Raw genomic sequence first — 14,342 nt, forward strand, 5'->3', positions numbered from 1 at the left:
CCCCCCCCCCCCCCCCCCCCCCCCCCCCCCTCGCCGGCCTAAGCCGAGCTGCCCCCTCCGGCCCTCCGGGCCACCTCCCCCAGAGGGGGAGGTGAGATCAGTGAACTACCAAACCCCGATCTTGTTCGCTTCCGCATGGCTAATCGGATGATGCGCCGCCTTGTGGTCCTCTTCCGCGAGGAACCGCACCGCCTCCAGCGCCGCCATGCAGCCCATGCCGGCCGCGGTCACCGCCTGGCGATAGACGTCATCCGTCACATCCCCAGCCGCGTACACACCCTCGATCGCCGTCGAGGCCGTGCCCGGCTTGACCTTCAGATAGCCGCCCGGGCCAACCTCCAGCTGGCCGGCGAACAGCTCCGACGACGGCGCGTGGCCGATGGCGATGAACACGCCGTCGGCGGCCACGTCCTGGGTCTCGCCGGTCTTGATGTTCTTCAGGCGAGCGCCGGTGACGCCCATCGGGTCGGTCTGGCCGGTGACCTCGTCGATGACGCTGTCCCAGATCACCTCGATCTTGGGGTGGGCCAGCAGGCGCTCCTGCAGGATCTTCTCGGCCCGCAGCTCGTCCTTGCGGTGGACCAGGGTCACCTTGCTGGCGAAGCTGGTCAGGAACAGCGCTTCCTCGACGGCGGTGTTGCCGCCGCCGACCACGATGACGTCCTTGTTGCGATAGAAGAAGCCGTCGCAGGTGGCGCAGGCGCTGACGCCGAAGCCCTGGAACTTGCTCTCGCTCTCGATGCCCAGCCATTTGGCCTGGGCGCCGGTGGCGATGATGATGGTCTCGGCGATCCAGTCCTGGCCGCTGTCGGTCTTCACCGCGAACGGACGCTTGGAGAGATCCACCGAGGTGACGATGTCGCTGACGAACTCGGTGCCGACGTGCTCGGCCTGGGCGCGCATCTGGTCCATCAGCCAGGGACCCTGGATGACGTCGGCGAAGCCGGGATAGTTCTCGACATCGGTCGTGATGGTCAGCTGGCCACCGGGCTGGATGCCGGCGATCAGCACGGGCTTGAGCAGCGCGCGGGCAGCATAGATGGCGGCGGTGTAGCCGGCGGGGCCCGAACCAATGATCAGGCAGCGGGTTTGGCGGGGAGCGATCGTGGACATGGCCGCAGATATAGTGTCGATTCCGCCGCGAGGCGATGGGCTGAAAGTGGTGAAAAACTCACGCCGCATCGAGGTCTTTTCAGCTTGGTGGCGGCCCTTCGCCATTGGCGTTATGTTGTGACCATGAACCCGTTGCTGGAACGCATCACGATTGAACCTGGCAAGGTCGGAGGCCGGCCGTGCATTCGCGGCCTGCGGATCCGTGTTCAGGACGTGCTGGAAATGCTGGCCAATGGCATGACCACGGCGGAGATCATCGAAGACTATCCTTATCTCGAGGCCGATGACGTTCGCGCCGCGCTTGCCTATGCGGCCGCGGCGGTGAGCGACACCGCCGTCGTCGCCGCTTGAGATTCCTCGTCGACGCTCAACTCCCGCCGGCTCTGGCGTCCTGGTTGCGTTCGAAGGGTCATGAAGCCCGCCACGTTATCGATGCGGACCTGGGGGACGCGCCTGACGCCGACATCTGGGCGTTGGCGATCGCGGAAGACGCCATGATCGTGACCAAGGACCGCGATTTCGTGGACTGGGCGCTAGCCCGAACGCCCAGGGCGCGTATCCTTTGGGTCCGATTTGGCAACATACGACGCGACGCCTTGATCGCCAGATTCGAGACGGTTTGGTCTGAACTGTCCGGTGTCCTGGCCAGCGACGTAACGATCATTGAGGTGGGACGATGAAGGCCGGACTTCCGATCGGGCTGGGCCTGGGCGTCGCCATCGGCGTGGCCTTCGGGCTGGCGCTGAACAACCTGGCGCTGGGCATCAGCTTGGGCGTCGCCATCGGCGGCGGGCTGGGCGTGGTCTCGATGGGGATCCCGAGCGCCAACAAGGCCAAGGACACCGGCGGCGACGGCGGGACCTTCACCAGCGACGCCAGCAACTCGACGGGCTCCGACTGCGGCTCGGACGGCGGTGGCGGCGACGGCGGAGGCTGTGGCGGCGGCGATTGACGCCTCGTCCACCTTTTCGGGGTTAAGATGACGGCAACCACGTTTTCGGGTGATCCGTCATGTCCGCCCCCTTCATCGAGATCGCCGGCCGCAAGATCGGCCCCGCGCACTCGCCCTATGTGATCTGCGAGCTGTCGGGCAATCACAACGGCAGCCTCGAGCGCTGTCTGCAGATGGTCGACGCCGCCGCCGACACCGGCTGCGACGCCATCAAGATCCAGACCTACACCGCCGACACCATCACGCTGGACGTCGACCGGCCCGAGTTCAAGATCCACGGCGGCCTGTGGGACGGGCGCACGCTGTATGAGCTGTACGAAGAGGCCCACACCCCGTTCGAATGGCACGCGGCCATCTTCGAGCGCGCCAAGCAGCGCGGCGTGACCATCTTCTCCAGCCCGTTCGACGAGACCGCCGTCGACCTGCTGGACAGCCTGGGCGCGCCGGCCTTCAAGATCGCCTCGTTCGAGGCCGTCGACCTGCCGCTGATCAAGTACGCCGCCTCCAAGGGCAAGCCGCTGATCATCTCGACCGGCATGGCTAATCTCGAAGAGATGCAGACCGCCCTGGACACCGCGCTGCTAGCCGGCGCGCCGGGCGTGCTGCTGCTGCACTGCGTGTCGAGCTATCCCGCGACGTTCGCTGACGCGAACGTCCGTACTGTCCCAGATATGGCCGCCCGCTTCGGCTGCCCGATCGGGCTGTCGGACCACACGCCCGGTACGGCCGCCTCGGTGGCGGCGGTGTCGCTGGGCGCCTGCTGCGTCGAGAAGCACTTCACCCTGGCCCGCGCCGATGGCGGCCCGGACGCCGCCTTCAGCCTTGAGCCCACCGAGTTCAAGGCGCTGGTCGACGACACCAAGAACGCCTGGGCCTCTCTGGGCGCGGCGCATTACGACGTGCTGGGTTCGGAGCAGGGGTCCTTGCTCTTCCGCCGCTCGCTGTACGTCACCGCCGACATTAAGGCTGGCGAGCCGCTGTCCCGCGCCAACATCCGCTCGGTCCGCCCCGGCAACGGCTTGCCTCCGGGCGAGCTGGACAACGTCCTGGGCAAGACCGCGACCCGCGACATCACGCGCGGCGAGCCGCTGGACTGGTCGATGGTGGGCTAGGCGCGCCTAAGGGGCGTTCGCCCCCGGTACGCCCAGCGCCACAGCCACTCCAGCGGGCCCATCGCGAACCGGCTCATCCACCAGCGCGACCACAGGATCTGCGCCGCCCAGGTCGCCACGACGATCGCCGTCAGGGCCGGGCGGTCCAGCTTGCCGTAGAGCGCCGGGCCTCGGCCGCCGTAGAACAGCACCGTCATCACTGCCGATTGGGCGATGTAGTTGGTGAAGGCCATCTGGCCGACGGGGGCCAGGGCGCCGGGGATCATCTTCCAGACCTTAGAGCGGGCCGCCAGGACCAGCAGGCCGGCATAGCCTAGGCCAACGATCGGGGCCGTCGCGCGCTGGATCCAGCGCGCCAGGTCCCACAGGGTGTCGGGATGGTCCGGCGCGGCGACATACAGCGCGAAGGGCAGGGCGGCGATCAGGAGGGCGAACAGGCCCGCGGCGGCCAGGGCGCGCCAGACGCCGGCCGAGATGCGGCCGCTCAGCACCCCCAGCTTGAACAGGCCCATGCCCATCAGCATCAGCGCGGCCACGGTCAGCGGCCAGTTCGACGGCCACTGCAGCCAGACGTGTTCGAGCACCTGGCGATAGTCGGCCAGGTTCTGGGCCAGGGACTGGGCGAAGGTCCCGCCGTAGCGCGCGCCGGCGATGGCCTGGGCGGCCAGGTCGGGGGGCTGGGGCACGGGCGGGTCGATGGTCTCACCGATGATCTTGAAGCCGGTGGCCAGCGACATGGAGAGGTCCAGCGCGATGCCGACCGCCAGCAGCCTCCAGGCCGGCCAGTTCCGCGCCAGGGCCACGACCAGCCCGATCAGGGCGTAGTAGGTCAGCACGTCGCCGTTCCACAGCAACGCCCCGTGCAGGGCCCCGATGACCAGCAGGCTGAGCAGGCGCTTCAGGAGGAGACCCTCCTTACCCTCGCCGCCGACCAACAGGATCGAGACGCCGAACAGCATCGAGAACAGGGTGTAGAACTTCTGCTGGAAGAACACCTGGGTGACCCACCAGACGCCGACTGAAGCTGGCTCCATGCCGTGCGGCCAGTCGACCAGGCTGGTGGCCACGGCGTGCGGCTCGGCCGCCAGCGGGATGTTGCACAGGAAGATGCCCAGCACCGCCAGGCCGCGTAGGCTGTCCAGCAGGGCGATGCGGTTCTTGTCCTCCATCAGGCCGCCCGTCGCAGGGGCGCGGGGCCCCGATAGGCCAGGCGCCACAGCCATTCCAGCGGCCCCATGGTGAACCGGTCCAGCCACCAGCGCGACCACAGGATCTGGGCGATCCAGATGATGGCGACGATCCCCGCCAGGGCCGGGCGATCCAGCTTGCCGTACAGCACAGGCCCTCGGCCGCCATACGAGATCACGGTCATGATCACCGACTGCATCAGATAGTTGGTGAAGGCCATCTGGCCCACCGGGGCCAGCACGGCGGGGATGGCGCGCCACACCTGATGGCGCAAGGCCAGGGCCAGCAGCGCCAGGTAACCCAAGCTGACGGCCGGGGCGGTCAGGCCTTGCAGCCAGCGACCTAGCACGCCCAACATCATCGGCTTGGACGGCACGGCCAGATAGAGGCTCAGGGGCGCGGCGACCACGATCATGGCGCCAAGGCCGATGGCGACCAGGGCCTTGTGTGCGCTCGGCGACAGCTCGCCCTTCAGCACTCCTAGCTTCAACAGGCCCATGCCCATCAGCATCAGGGCCAGAACGGTCAGCGGCCACAACGGCGGCCAGGACCAGGACTCGACCAGGAAGCCCCAGTAGCCGTGGGCGTTCTGGCTGAGCGAGGTGGAGAAATCGCCGGTGAAGCGGGCGGTCTCGGCGGCCGCTTCCTTGGCGATGCGGGCGGTCAGGTCGGCCGGAAACGGCTGGTCGAAGCGGGCCGCGTGACCCAGGGTGCGCCACAGCTTCCAGCCATATTCGCCAAGGTGCAGCACGATGCCCACGGTGAGCAGCCGCCACGCCGGCCAGCCCCTCGCCAGTAGCGCGACCAGGCCGATCAGGGCGTAGAAGCTCAGCACGTCGCCCTGCCAGAGGACCAGGCCGTGGAAAAGACCGATGGCCAGTAGGGCCAGCAGTCGCTTGACGATCATCACCGTGCGGTCGCGATCGCCGCCTTCACCGCCGATCAGCAGGATCGAGGCCCCGAACAGCATGCCAAACAGCGTGTAGAACTTCTGCTGGAAGAACACCTGGGTGACCCACCAGACCGCCAGGCTGGCCGGCGCCTGACCGTGCGGCCAGAACGGCACGCTCTCGGCCACGCTTTCGGGTTCGAAGGCCACGGGGATGTTGCAGATCAGGATGCCCAGGATCGCCAGGCCCCGCAGGCTGTCCAGCAGGACGATACGATCCTTCTGCATGCGTGATTCCCCTCAGCCTCACGCAGCGATGCTGGGCGCGCCAGGGTTGAACTACAAGTCTAAATCTAGCCTTCTGGCAGCAGTCCAAGCCGCTTGCCGACCACGCGGTCTAGGGTGCGCTTGGGCAGAATCTCGGTCATCAGCACCTGCATCGGCGAGGGCGAGACGACGTAGCGGACCTTGGGCCTGGCCGCCGTCAGGGCGGTGGCGATGGCCTCGCCGATCGCCTCGGGCGGCAGGCCGGCCTTGCCGATCTGCAGCATGTAGGCGCGCAGGCGATCCAGGGCCGTGGCGTAGGGGGTGTTGGCGTAACGCGTGACATCGACCTGGTCGGCCTTGTCCCAGATCGGCGTGGCCACCGCGCCCGGCGCGACCACCACGACATCGACCCCGAATGGCAAGAGCTCGCGGCGCAGCGACTCCGACAGGCCTTCCAGTCCGAACTTCGTGGTGCAGTAGGGGGCCATGAACGGATTGGCGTTGCGGCCGCCGACCGACGAGATGTTGACGATGCGGCCGGGGTTGGCGACGCGCGCCTCGCCCGCGCCCAGAAGCGGCGCGAAGGCCTGGGTGGCGATCACCACGCCGGTCAGATTGACCTCCAGCTGCTGGCGCCAGTCGTCCAGCGACAGGTAGAGCAACGGCCCCGCCACCGCGATGCCGGCATTGTTCACCAGGCCCGCCAGGGTGGCCCCGCCCAGCACCGCCTCGACCTGTTTGGCGCCTTCGCGGACGGCGGCCTCGTCGGTGACGTCGAACAGCAGCGGCGTGAAGGCGTCGCCGAACTCGGCCTTCAGTCGCTCGGCGTCGGCGGCCTTGCGCACGCTGCCGAAGACGTGGAAGCCCCTGGCGACCAGCACCTTGACCGCGCCCCAGCCGATGCCGGTGGAGACGCCGGTGACGACGACGGATTTCTTCTGAAGCATGGGTGAGCCCTCCCGCTAGACGGCGGAGGATGGGGCAAGTGAACGCTGTTCGCTAGGGGGCGGCGGCGCGTCCAAGGCCTCGCGCAAGGCGGGCTGGCGCGAGCGGCTGACCGGCAGGGGCGCGCCCTCGTTCAAGTGCAGCCGCCAGCGATCGCCGTCGCGCTCCAGGCGCTGCACGTGGGCCAGGTTGGCGATCACCGAGCGGTGGACGCGCAGGAAGTTCGCCGGCAACTGGGCGGCCAAGCCGTCCAGGCGGGCGGCGTGCAGCAGGCTGCGACCGCCGGCCAGCCGCAGCTCGGCATAGTCGTCGGCCCCGACCACGGCCAGGATCTCGGCGGTTGGGACCAGCTCGACGCCCCGCGCCGAGGCCACGGTCAGGCGGTCGGGTTGGCTGGCGGCGCGGGTCAGGGCGGCTTCGCGGCCGCGGTCGTCGCGGGAGAGGCGCACCACCTCGACCATCAGCAACGGCAGCACCAGCATGGCGGCCAGCAGGAAGTAGGAGAAGTCGGCCAGCCACTCGGGAAAGCCGAAGGCCAGCACCAGGAACAGCGCCAGCCAGGCCAGGGTCGGCCGCGCGCCGGGGACGCGCTGGCGTACGCCCGCCGCGGCGGGGACGGCGGCCAGGATCACGCCCAGGATCAGCGCCCAGACCGTCTTCATGTCGAAGCCTGGCAGCAGGGCCGTGGCCCCGACCGCGCCCAGCGCCAGGCCGATGACCAGACCCCGCGCTCGGGGCAGGAACCGCGCCGTGACATAGGCCGCCAGCAGGATCGCGAAGGCCGCCGCCAGCCCCCAGATGGCGCTCATCCGCCAGGCGTGCAGCGGATAGGGATAGTCGAACAGCGGCCGCAGGCTCTCGACGATGGCCTGCAAGGCCGAGACCCCGGCCATGGCCGCCAGGATCAGGCTGGACCCGGTGCGACGCATGGCGTGGATGACGCCAAAGCCGAACGCCGCCGCCAGCAGGGTCCCGGCCGCCACGAAGGTGATGGCCAGCAGTGCGGTGCGTTGCGGATAGGGATAGGGCATGACGAACAGCGCGCTCATCGGGCGGGCGAACGGCAGGCCGCCGTGGAACGACGACAGGCGCAGCACCAGCGTGTTCCCGTCCGTCCGCCAGGCGCTCTCGCGGATCGGAAACACCGCTTGGTAGCGTCCGGGAATCTCGTCTCGCGCCGTGGCGCCAGGACGGCCGTTGGCCCCCAGGCGCTGGCCGTTGAACCAGATCTCGGACGAGGCGACTCCCGCCACATAGAGCGCGTGTGGCCGTGTGTCTTTCGGCGCGGCGATCGTGGCGCGGATCCACAATTCGCGGCCCTGGGGATCGACGAAATCCTGGACCGGACGGCAGTCGCTCAGCATCGGACCAGCCGGTACGGCCGCGCCATGGCAGGCTTGCCATGACAGGTCCTGCGCTCGGGCCAGGGTCGTAAGGAAGGCCAGGAGCAGGCCGATAAGCAGGGTTCGCCACATGGCGTCACTGTAAGGCGCCGCTCGCCGAGATGCGCCGCCATTAACCGACGCAGGGGCGCCATTGACCGAAGCGGCGTGGCGGACGTCGGTCCGGACGGCTCAGCTGTCGGCATGACCCAGACCTCGCTTCATCGCCGCGCCCTGCTCACCGCCGCCGGCCTCGCCCTTCCGACCCTGGCCTTGGCCCAGGCGCTTCCGTCGGTTCTGTCGCCGACGCAGGCCGGTCCCTTCCGCTTCAAGGGCTGGCGCGGCCAGGAGGTCGACGCCGAGCGCGGCTTCTTCGAGGTCCCGGAGGATCGCCGCCTGCCGGGCTCGCGGAAGATCCGGCTGGGTTATGTGCGGTTCGCCTCGACGGCGGCCAAGCCCGGTCCGCCGATCGTCTATCTGGCGGGTGGTCCGGGCGGCGAGGGCACGGGCGCGGCGAGCGGTCCGCGCTTTCCGATCTTCATGGCCCTGCGCGCCGTGGCCGACGTCATCGCCTTCGACCAGCGCGGCACGGGCCTGTCGACCAGCATCCCCGAGCGACCGGCCTCGACCCGTCCGCCGCCGGTGTTCACTGAGGCCGGGCTGACGTCCTATTTCCGCAGTGAGTTCCAGAGCGCCTGGGTCGACTGGACCCGGGCCGGCGTGGCCATGACCGGCTACAACACCGAACAGAACGCCGACGACATCGACGACCTGCGCCGCCATCTGGGCGCGGAGACGATCGATCTGTGGGGCACCAGCTACGGCTCGCACCTGGCGCTGAGCGTGCTCAAGCGGCACGGCGACCGGGTCAGCCGCGTGGCCCTGTCCAGCCTGGAGGGCCAGGACCAGACCGTGAAGCGGCCGGCGCGGGTCGACACGCTGCTGCGCCAAGTCGACGCCCTGCTGGGCGCGGACCCCGCCGCTCGCGCGGCGATCCCCGACCTGCCGGCTCTGATGCGCCGCGTGCACAAGCGGCTGGAAGCTCAGCCGGCTCTGGCCAAGGTCAAGATCAATGGCGCGCCGGGCGAGATCCGGATGGGCGGCTTCGGCGTCCAGATGCTGGCGGGCGGGCTGATCGCCAACCCCCACACCCTGGCCATGCTGCCGGCCCTGTACCTGGCGCTGGACGCGGGCAAGACCGACGTCCTGGCGCCGTTCATGGGCGATGTCGCCGACTGGCTGAGCTTCCGGGGCATGCCCGAGGCCACGGACCTGGCGTCCGGGATTTCGCCGGCCAAGCTGGCGTTGGTGCGGCGCGAGGCCAAGACCGCCGTCGTGGGTTCGGCGCTGAACTTCCCGATGCCGCAGCTCTTGGGCGCCGTGCCGGGCGTCGACCTGGGCGAGACCTTCCGGACGCCGCTGCGCATCGAGCAGCCCGCCCTGCTGGTCGCCGGCTCACTGGACGGCCGCACGCCGCTGGCCGAGCAGGACGAGGTGGCGGCCCAGTTCCAGCACAAGTCGCGGGTGCTGGTCGAGAACGCCGGCCACAATGTCTTCGAGGCCCATCCCGACGTGCAGGGGATGCTGGTGAAGTTCTTCGCGGGCGAGGCCGTGGCCGATGCGCGACTGAGTCTGCCGCCGCCGAAGTTCAAGCTGGCTTAGGCCCGGACCAGCGCCTTCATCCCGTCCCAGCCGACGTTCATCAGGGCGTCGACGAAGCCCATGTACGGGGTGAAGGGCTGGCCGCCTTGCGGGTATTCCGCCAGCCGGAAGGCCTGGAACCGCGCGGGGAAGCCGGCGTCCACGAAGACGCCGTCCTCTTCCATGTAGTCGGCCGAGCCCATCGGGGAGACGTATTCCTCGGCCTCGACGGCGCGGCACAGGTTCAGCAGGTGCTCGGAGCGCGCGCCGCCGGCATTCAGCGTAGAGGCGCGGACGAAGCGGGTCTGGATATCGAGCTTTTGCGCCGCCGCCTGGGCCATGCCGCAGGTCAGGTCGGCCAGCTTGCCGTCGCGCTCTTTGGCCAGCTGCTCGGACACGAAGGCCCAGCCCTCCTCGAAGAACGGTCTTTTGCCATAGGCGTGACGAATGGCGGCCAGGTGCTTGTCGCGCCAGGGCTGGCTGTCGTCGATCTCGATGGCGTGGATCGGCGTGTCGCGGTCGTGCTTCTTGACCGGCACGGTCAGCATCAGCTCGCCCTGGGCGGTCAGGATGCGGTTGCGCGACTGCCAGGAGCGGCGAGCGAACTGCACGTCGTCCAGGAAGACGAAGACGTAGCTGGCGGCCATCAGCTGGAAATAGCCGAGATAGGGTAGATAGGTCGGCTGCATGATCGCCGCCGCCCGGAGCAGGTGGTGCGGGCTCATACCGCCCGGGCCAGAAGCGGGGCGGCCTCACGCGCCGCCGCGAGCGCGGCGTTGACCTCGGCCAGCTTGGCGCTCTTGGCGTAGGGCTCCCAGGCGCCGGGGATGAAGCGGCCGCCGAAACGTTCGGTCAGCTTGCCGCGCAGGGCGGTCAGGCCGTCGATGGCGGCGCGCGAGTGGTAGATCCAGCGCGGCTGGGCGTCGCTGTGGACCATGGGGCCCAGCTTCAGCGACCCGAAGCCCGACAGCAGGGTGCGCAGCTCGGTCGGCAGGGTCTTGAGATCGGCTTCGCGGACACACTCGGCGACCACCAGCGTCTGGCCGCCGCTCTCATAGAGATAGGCGCGGAAGGTCGCGCCCTGGGCGGTGAAGTTCTGGACATAGACCGGGCAGGGGCCGTCGAAGGCCTCGACCGCGTAGACATAGGTGAAGAAGCTCTTCTTCACGAGTGACGGCGTGGAGAGGCCCATCGGCTTGAACAGCGGCGTGGGGTTGGCGGCCCAGACGATGGTCTCATCGGGGTCGTCCTGGGTCATCAACTGGCGCGGCGGGACCAGGCAGTTCAGCTCGACCTTGATACCCAGCTTGGTCAGGGCGCCGTGCAGGCCGTCGAACAGCTTGGCGAAGCCGCCGGCCGGCAGGGTCGCGGTGACATTGGCGGTGCGGCCCGACAGGCCGCGCGGAATGGCGTACAGCTCGTCCGCCCACGGATCGCTCGCCTTGGCGCTGGCCAGGGCGGTCAGGTCGGCGGCGGCCGGGAAGACGCGGTTGATGGCCAGCGGAATGGCGGCCTCGCCATGGATGACGGCCGGGTCGGTTTCCAGGTGCCAGCGGACATAGGCCTCCAGCGTGGCGGCGATCTGGGGCGGATAGGCCGCCAGGCGCGCGGCCAGGCTGTCGTCGGCGGGCTTGGCCACCTTGCCGGCGGGCGCGTCGATGGCCGGGCCGCCGAAGTCCCAGGTGAAGACGCGCTTGCCGTCGGCCCCGGTGCTGAGCGAACCGAAGCGGTTATCGAAGGTCTCGAACTTGGCGCCGTGGGCGGTCAGGGTGTCGACGATCGGGTCCCCAGCTCCGCCGAAATAGACGCAGCCGTCGCGCATCTCGGCGCCGTGGACGATCTTGGGCCGGGCGACGCCGCCCAGGGCCTCGAAGCGCTCCTGGATCGTGATGTCGCGCCAGCCCAGGCGGTGGGCCTCGAACGCGGCCAGGATGCCGGTCAGGCCGCCGCCGACGATGCGGATGCGATCACTCACGAGACCGCGCCCCAGACGACCAGGTCGCTGTTGGGGGCGACACGGACGCCGTCCTGGATGTTGTCGAACGCCACCTTCAGGGCGGTGATGTCGGTGAGGCCCAGCTCCTCGACCAGGCGGTCGACCAGGCCCTGCTCGGTGTAGAACAGGTTGAACAGGCCGGCCTCGCCGGTCTCTGGCGTGGCCAGGCGCCAGCCGTTCGGCTCCTCTTCCACGCCCTTGCCGCAACGATAGTCGTCGGTCAGGCGGGTGCGGACGAAGACCTCGGCGTTGAGGGCCAGCCGCTCGCGGGCGGCGGTCAGGACGGCCTTGGCCTGGGCGTTGGTCAGGTAGCAGAGCAGGTTGGGGATCAGCAGCACGTCGATCGGCGCGTCGCCCAGGTCCGGCAGGCCCTTGGAGAGGTCCGCCTCGATCAGGGTGACGTCGTCGCCCAGGTTCCAGCGGCAGTCTTCGAGGGCGGCGGCCGAATAGTCGACGCAGGTCAGGTCCCAGCCATAGGTCGCATAGAGCGACAGATTGTTGCCCGTGCCGCCGCCCAGCTCGACGACGCGGCCGGTTTTGCGGTGCAGGCCACGCTTGAAGAAGTGCCGGATGACGAACTCGTCCGGATACTTGAGACCGCGGATGTCAGGCAGGGCGCGCATGGTGGCCGGGAGAGTCGGGCCGAAGCAGCGAATACTTTGTTAACGATGATGGACGGGCGCGGGACGCATTGTCGCAGCGTGGCCTTGGCTTCTCCTCCCCCTCCTGGGGGAGGTGGCGCGGCCGCGCAGCGCGCCGTGACGGAGGGGGCTGGTCATGAGTCGGCCGGCGCCAGCCCCTCCACCGCCTACGGCGGTCCCCCTCCCCCAAAGGGGGAGGAGAGCTTTTGGAGAAAGGCCTCCGCCACTCGATCCGCGCCGTACCCATCGCACACCGTCGCACTGGCCGCAGACAGTTCCGCCCGACGCTCCTCGCTCGCCAGCAACCCCTCGACCTCCCGCACGAACGCCGCCTCGAACCCCGTCGCGCCGACCTCCAGGCAGGGCGTCACCCCCGCCGCCTCCAGCGCCCGCGCGGCGGCAACCTGGTTATCGGCCAGAATCAGGGTCAGGGCGGGCAGGGCCAGCACGCAGCGCTCCCAGGTGGTCGAGCCGCCGGCGCCGATGGCCAGGTCGGCGTCGAACACCAGCTGCGGCATGTGCTGGGTGTCGACGTGCAGCTCGATGCGCGGATCCTCGCCCGCCAGCGCCCACAGGTCCGGCAGGCTGGGCGCGCCGCCGCCGACCACCAGGTCCAGCCGGGCCTCGCCGAGGATCGGCTGCAGCAGCCGGGTCACCCGGCCGGTGATGCCGCCGACGTCGGTCAGGCCCAGCGAGACCAGGACTCTCTGCACCGGCCCGCGCTCGGCCCGGCGGGCCAGGGCCTCGTCACGCAGCTCGGCGAAGGCCGGGCGCACGGGGGCGTAGTTCGGGCCGAGCAGCAGCTTGGCGCCATCCGGAACCAGGCCGGCATAGTCTTGCGCCTGCCGCGCCGGGCCGGCGTCCAGCACCAGGTCCGCCGCCAGCGGCCGGTCGGCCAGGTCGTCGATGACCAGGGTCGGGCGGCCTTGCGCGACCGCGCGGTGGTCGTTGGCGGTGAGGGCGTAGCTGTCGAACACCAGGGCGTCGAAACCCTCATCGGTCTCGGCCCGCGCCATGTCGGGGGCGAAGGCGTCGAGCACGACCGCGACCTCTGGTGTCGCCGCGAACGCGCAGTCCGCGCCCCGCGCCGCTAGCGCCCGCGCCAGGGTCAGGGACCGCATCACATGGCCGCCGCCCACGCTGGGACCCGCCGCGCAGACAAACAGGATGCGGGTCATACCCGCGGATCGCCGCCGTAGTCGGCGAGATCCGGCCGGCTCCTCACGAAGGCCCGCACGTCGTCCGAGGTGAAGGCGCGGTTCTTTTCGTAGAGGGCGTCATAGACCGCCGCCACGAAAGCGTAGTCGTCAGGTCGGTCGACGGTCCAGCGCACCGCGCCCTGGTCGGGGTAGCAGGGCAGCCAGGCGCACTCGAAGCGGCCGGACCGGTAGAGGTCCCAGGTGACGTGCTCGCGGGCCTCTTGCGTGGTCGCCTCGGCAGCGGCCTGGCGCAGGGCGGCGGCGGTCATCACCTCGACATCGGTGCCCTTGGGGTGGGCGTGGCCGTCGGGGGTGTTGCTGACATAGTCAGCGCCCTTGGACAGGCAGAGCTGGATGGTGGCGTCGATCAGGTCGGGATCGGCCAGCGGGCAGTCGGCGGTCAGGCGCACGACGTGGTCGGCGGGATGGGCGTCCAGCGCGCCGATGAACCGCTGCTGGACGTTCTCCAGCGAGCCCCGGAATACGGCGATCCCCTCGCGCCGCACGGCGGCCTCGATGGCGTCGTCCTCGGGACGGTCGGAGGTGGCCACGACCAGCTTGTCGACAAGGCGCGCGCGGGCGACACGCTCGATCTGCCGCACGATCATCGGCTGGCGCACGATCGGCATCAGCACCTTGCCCGGCAAGCGGGTCGAACTCATGCGGGCTTGGAGGATGGCGAGGATCAGCGGCGGTCGTTCCGCATCGAGAGCCAGAACACGCCATAGGCGGCGGCCACGAACACCAGACCAATCAGGACGACTTGGATAACCGGATCCATTCAATCCTCCACTCGCGCCAGAATGTAGTGGAGAAACAACTGCAGGGCAACGAAGCCGACCAGCGCGCCGATCACGCTGACCCATCGCAGCTGGCCTCCGGTGACTGGCTGCAACAGGGCCGAGACGAAGAACGCCACCGCCACCGTGTTGCAGGTCGACGCGAACGCTTTTCGCCGCTCGTTGCGCGCCGCCTTGCCGGTCGACGATGGGAGCTCGGGCTCAATCATGGCGCGAA

General features: G+C 69.5%; 17 protein-coding genes. 5 read left to right on the forward strand and 12 right to left on the reverse strand.

Annotated elements, in window-relative coordinates; translation table 11 throughout:
- Positions 1-105: 105 nt before the first annotated feature.
- A complete protein-coding gene (gene trxB, locus AC1RRR_RS16830; protein ID WP_492814858.1) occupies positions 106-1,113 on the reverse strand; it encodes a thioredoxin-disulfide reductase in 1,008 nt (335 codons plus the stop codon).
- Between the two features lie 123 nt (positions 1,114-1,236).
- Here trxB and AC1RRR_RS16835 point away from each other — a divergent pair, with 123 nt between their 5' ends.
- Genes AC1RRR_RS16835 through pseI form a run of 4 tightly spaced genes read left to right on the forward strand, consistent with a single transcriptional unit; the run spans position 1,237 to position 3,177 of the window.
- On the forward strand, positions 1,237-1,464 hold the full coding sequence (locus tag AC1RRR_RS16835) for a DUF433 domain-containing protein (protein ID WP_492814860.1): 228 nt from the start codon (positions 1,237-1,239) through the stop codon (positions 1,462-1,464).
- Positions 1,461-1,793 (forward strand): DUF5615 family PIN-like protein, encoded by a 333-nt coding sequence (locus AC1RRR_RS16840; protein ID WP_492814862.1) that lies wholly within the window; start codon positions 1,461-1,463, stop codon positions 1,791-1,793. The genes AC1RRR_RS16835 and AC1RRR_RS16840 overlap by 4 nt, the downstream gene beginning before the upstream one ends.
- Complete coding sequence (locus AC1RRR_RS16845; protein ID WP_492814864.1) at positions 1,790-2,065, forward strand: hypothetical protein; 276 nt, start codon at positions 1,790-1,792, stop codon at positions 2,063-2,065. Before AC1RRR_RS16840 ends, AC1RRR_RS16845 begins: the two co-directional genes overlap by 4 nt.
- A gap of 59 nt (positions 2,066-2,124) precedes the next feature.
- Positions 2,125-3,177, forward strand: a complete 1,053-nt coding sequence (gene pseI / locus AC1RRR_RS16850) for a pseudaminic acid synthase (protein ID WP_492814866.1) — start codon at positions 2,125-2,127, stop codon at positions 3,175-3,177.
- Here pseI and AC1RRR_RS16855 read toward each other — a convergent pair.
- The 4 genes from AC1RRR_RS16855 to AC1RRR_RS16870 all read right to left on the reverse strand — a co-directional run bounded on the left by AC1RRR_RS16855 (position 3,174) and on the right by AC1RRR_RS16870 (position 7,941).
- Entirely contained in the window at positions 3,174-4,346 is a 1,173-nt protein-coding gene (locus AC1RRR_RS16855; RefSeq protein ID WP_492814868.1) for a DUF418 domain-containing protein, read from the reverse strand. The two genes, pseI and AC1RRR_RS16855, sit on opposite strands and share 4 nt — an antisense overlap.
- On the reverse strand, positions 4,346-5,542 hold the full coding sequence (locus AC1RRR_RS16860; protein WP_492814870.1) for a DUF418 domain-containing protein: 1,197 nt from the start codon (positions 5,540-5,542) through the stop codon (positions 4,346-4,348). Before AC1RRR_RS16860 ends, AC1RRR_RS16855 begins: the two co-directional genes overlap by 1 nt.
- Positions 5,543-5,607: 65 nt before the next feature.
- Positions 5,608-6,468: an SDR family NAD(P)-dependent oxidoreductase gene (locus tag AC1RRR_RS16865; RefSeq protein ID WP_492814872.1), complete on the reverse strand. Its 861-nt coding sequence runs from the start codon at positions 6,466-6,468 to the stop codon at positions 5,608-5,610.
- Between the two features lie 15 nt (positions 6,469-6,483).
- Complete coding sequence (locus tag AC1RRR_RS16870; protein WP_492814873.1) at positions 6,484-7,941, reverse strand: LytR/AlgR family response regulator transcription factor; 1,458 nt, start codon at positions 7,939-7,941, stop codon at positions 6,484-6,486.
- Positions 7,942-8,052: 111 nt separating this feature from the next.
- Here AC1RRR_RS16870 and AC1RRR_RS16875 point away from each other — a divergent pair, with 111 nt between their 5' ends.
- The gene (locus AC1RRR_RS16875) at positions 8,053-9,510 is read left to right on the forward strand and encodes an alpha/beta hydrolase (protein ID WP_492814875.1); all 1,458 of its coding nucleotides are present in this window, start codon (positions 8,053-8,055) and stop codon (positions 9,508-9,510) included.
- Here AC1RRR_RS16875 and AC1RRR_RS16880 read toward each other — a convergent pair.
- From AC1RRR_RS16880 to AC1RRR_RS16910, 7 genes are all read right to left on the reverse strand, one after another.
- Entirely contained in the window at positions 9,507-10,214 is a 708-nt protein-coding gene (locus tag AC1RRR_RS16880; RefSeq protein ID WP_492814877.1) for a WbqC family protein, read from the reverse strand. The two genes, AC1RRR_RS16875 and AC1RRR_RS16880, sit on opposite strands and share 4 nt — an antisense overlap.
- Positions 10,211-11,464, reverse strand: a complete 1,254-nt coding sequence (locus AC1RRR_RS16885) for a flagellin modification protein FlmF (RefSeq protein ID WP_492814879.1) — start codon at positions 11,462-11,464, stop codon at positions 10,211-10,213. The genes AC1RRR_RS16880 and AC1RRR_RS16885 overlap by 4 nt, the downstream gene beginning before the upstream one ends.
- Positions 11,461-12,108, reverse strand: coding sequence for a class I SAM-dependent methyltransferase (locus AC1RRR_RS16890; protein ID WP_492814881.1), 648 nt, complete (start codon positions 12,106-12,108; stop codon positions 11,461-11,463). Before AC1RRR_RS16890 ends, AC1RRR_RS16885 begins: the two co-directional genes overlap by 4 nt.
- 185 nt (positions 12,109-12,293) lie before the next feature.
- Positions 12,294-13,304: a UDP-2,4-diacetamido-2,4,6-trideoxy-beta-L-altropyranose hydrolase gene (pseG, locus tag AC1RRR_RS16895; RefSeq protein WP_492814883.1), complete on the reverse strand. Its 1,011-nt coding sequence runs from the start codon at positions 13,302-13,304 to the stop codon at positions 12,294-12,296.
- Positions 13,301-14,014 carry a cytidylyltransferase domain-containing protein gene (locus tag AC1RRR_RS16900; protein WP_492815276.1) on the reverse strand — a complete coding sequence of 238 codons (714 nt, stop codon included), beginning with the start codon at positions 14,012-14,014 and terminating at the stop codon, positions 13,301-13,303. The genes pseG and AC1RRR_RS16900 overlap by 4 nt, the downstream gene beginning before the upstream one ends.
- Positions 14,011-14,106, reverse strand: coding sequence for a hypothetical protein (locus AC1RRR_RS16905; RefSeq protein WP_492815278.1), 96 nt, complete (start codon positions 14,104-14,106; stop codon positions 14,011-14,013). Before AC1RRR_RS16905 ends, AC1RRR_RS16900 begins: the two co-directional genes overlap by 4 nt.
- Complete coding sequence (locus tag AC1RRR_RS16910; protein ID WP_492814885.1) at positions 14,107-14,334, reverse strand: hypothetical protein; 228 nt, start codon at positions 14,332-14,334, stop codon at positions 14,107-14,109. It lies immediately after the preceding gene.
- Positions 14,335-14,342: the final 8 nt, after the last annotated feature.

Source organism: Caulobacter sp. GW821-FHT12D05 (assembly GCF_058807295.1).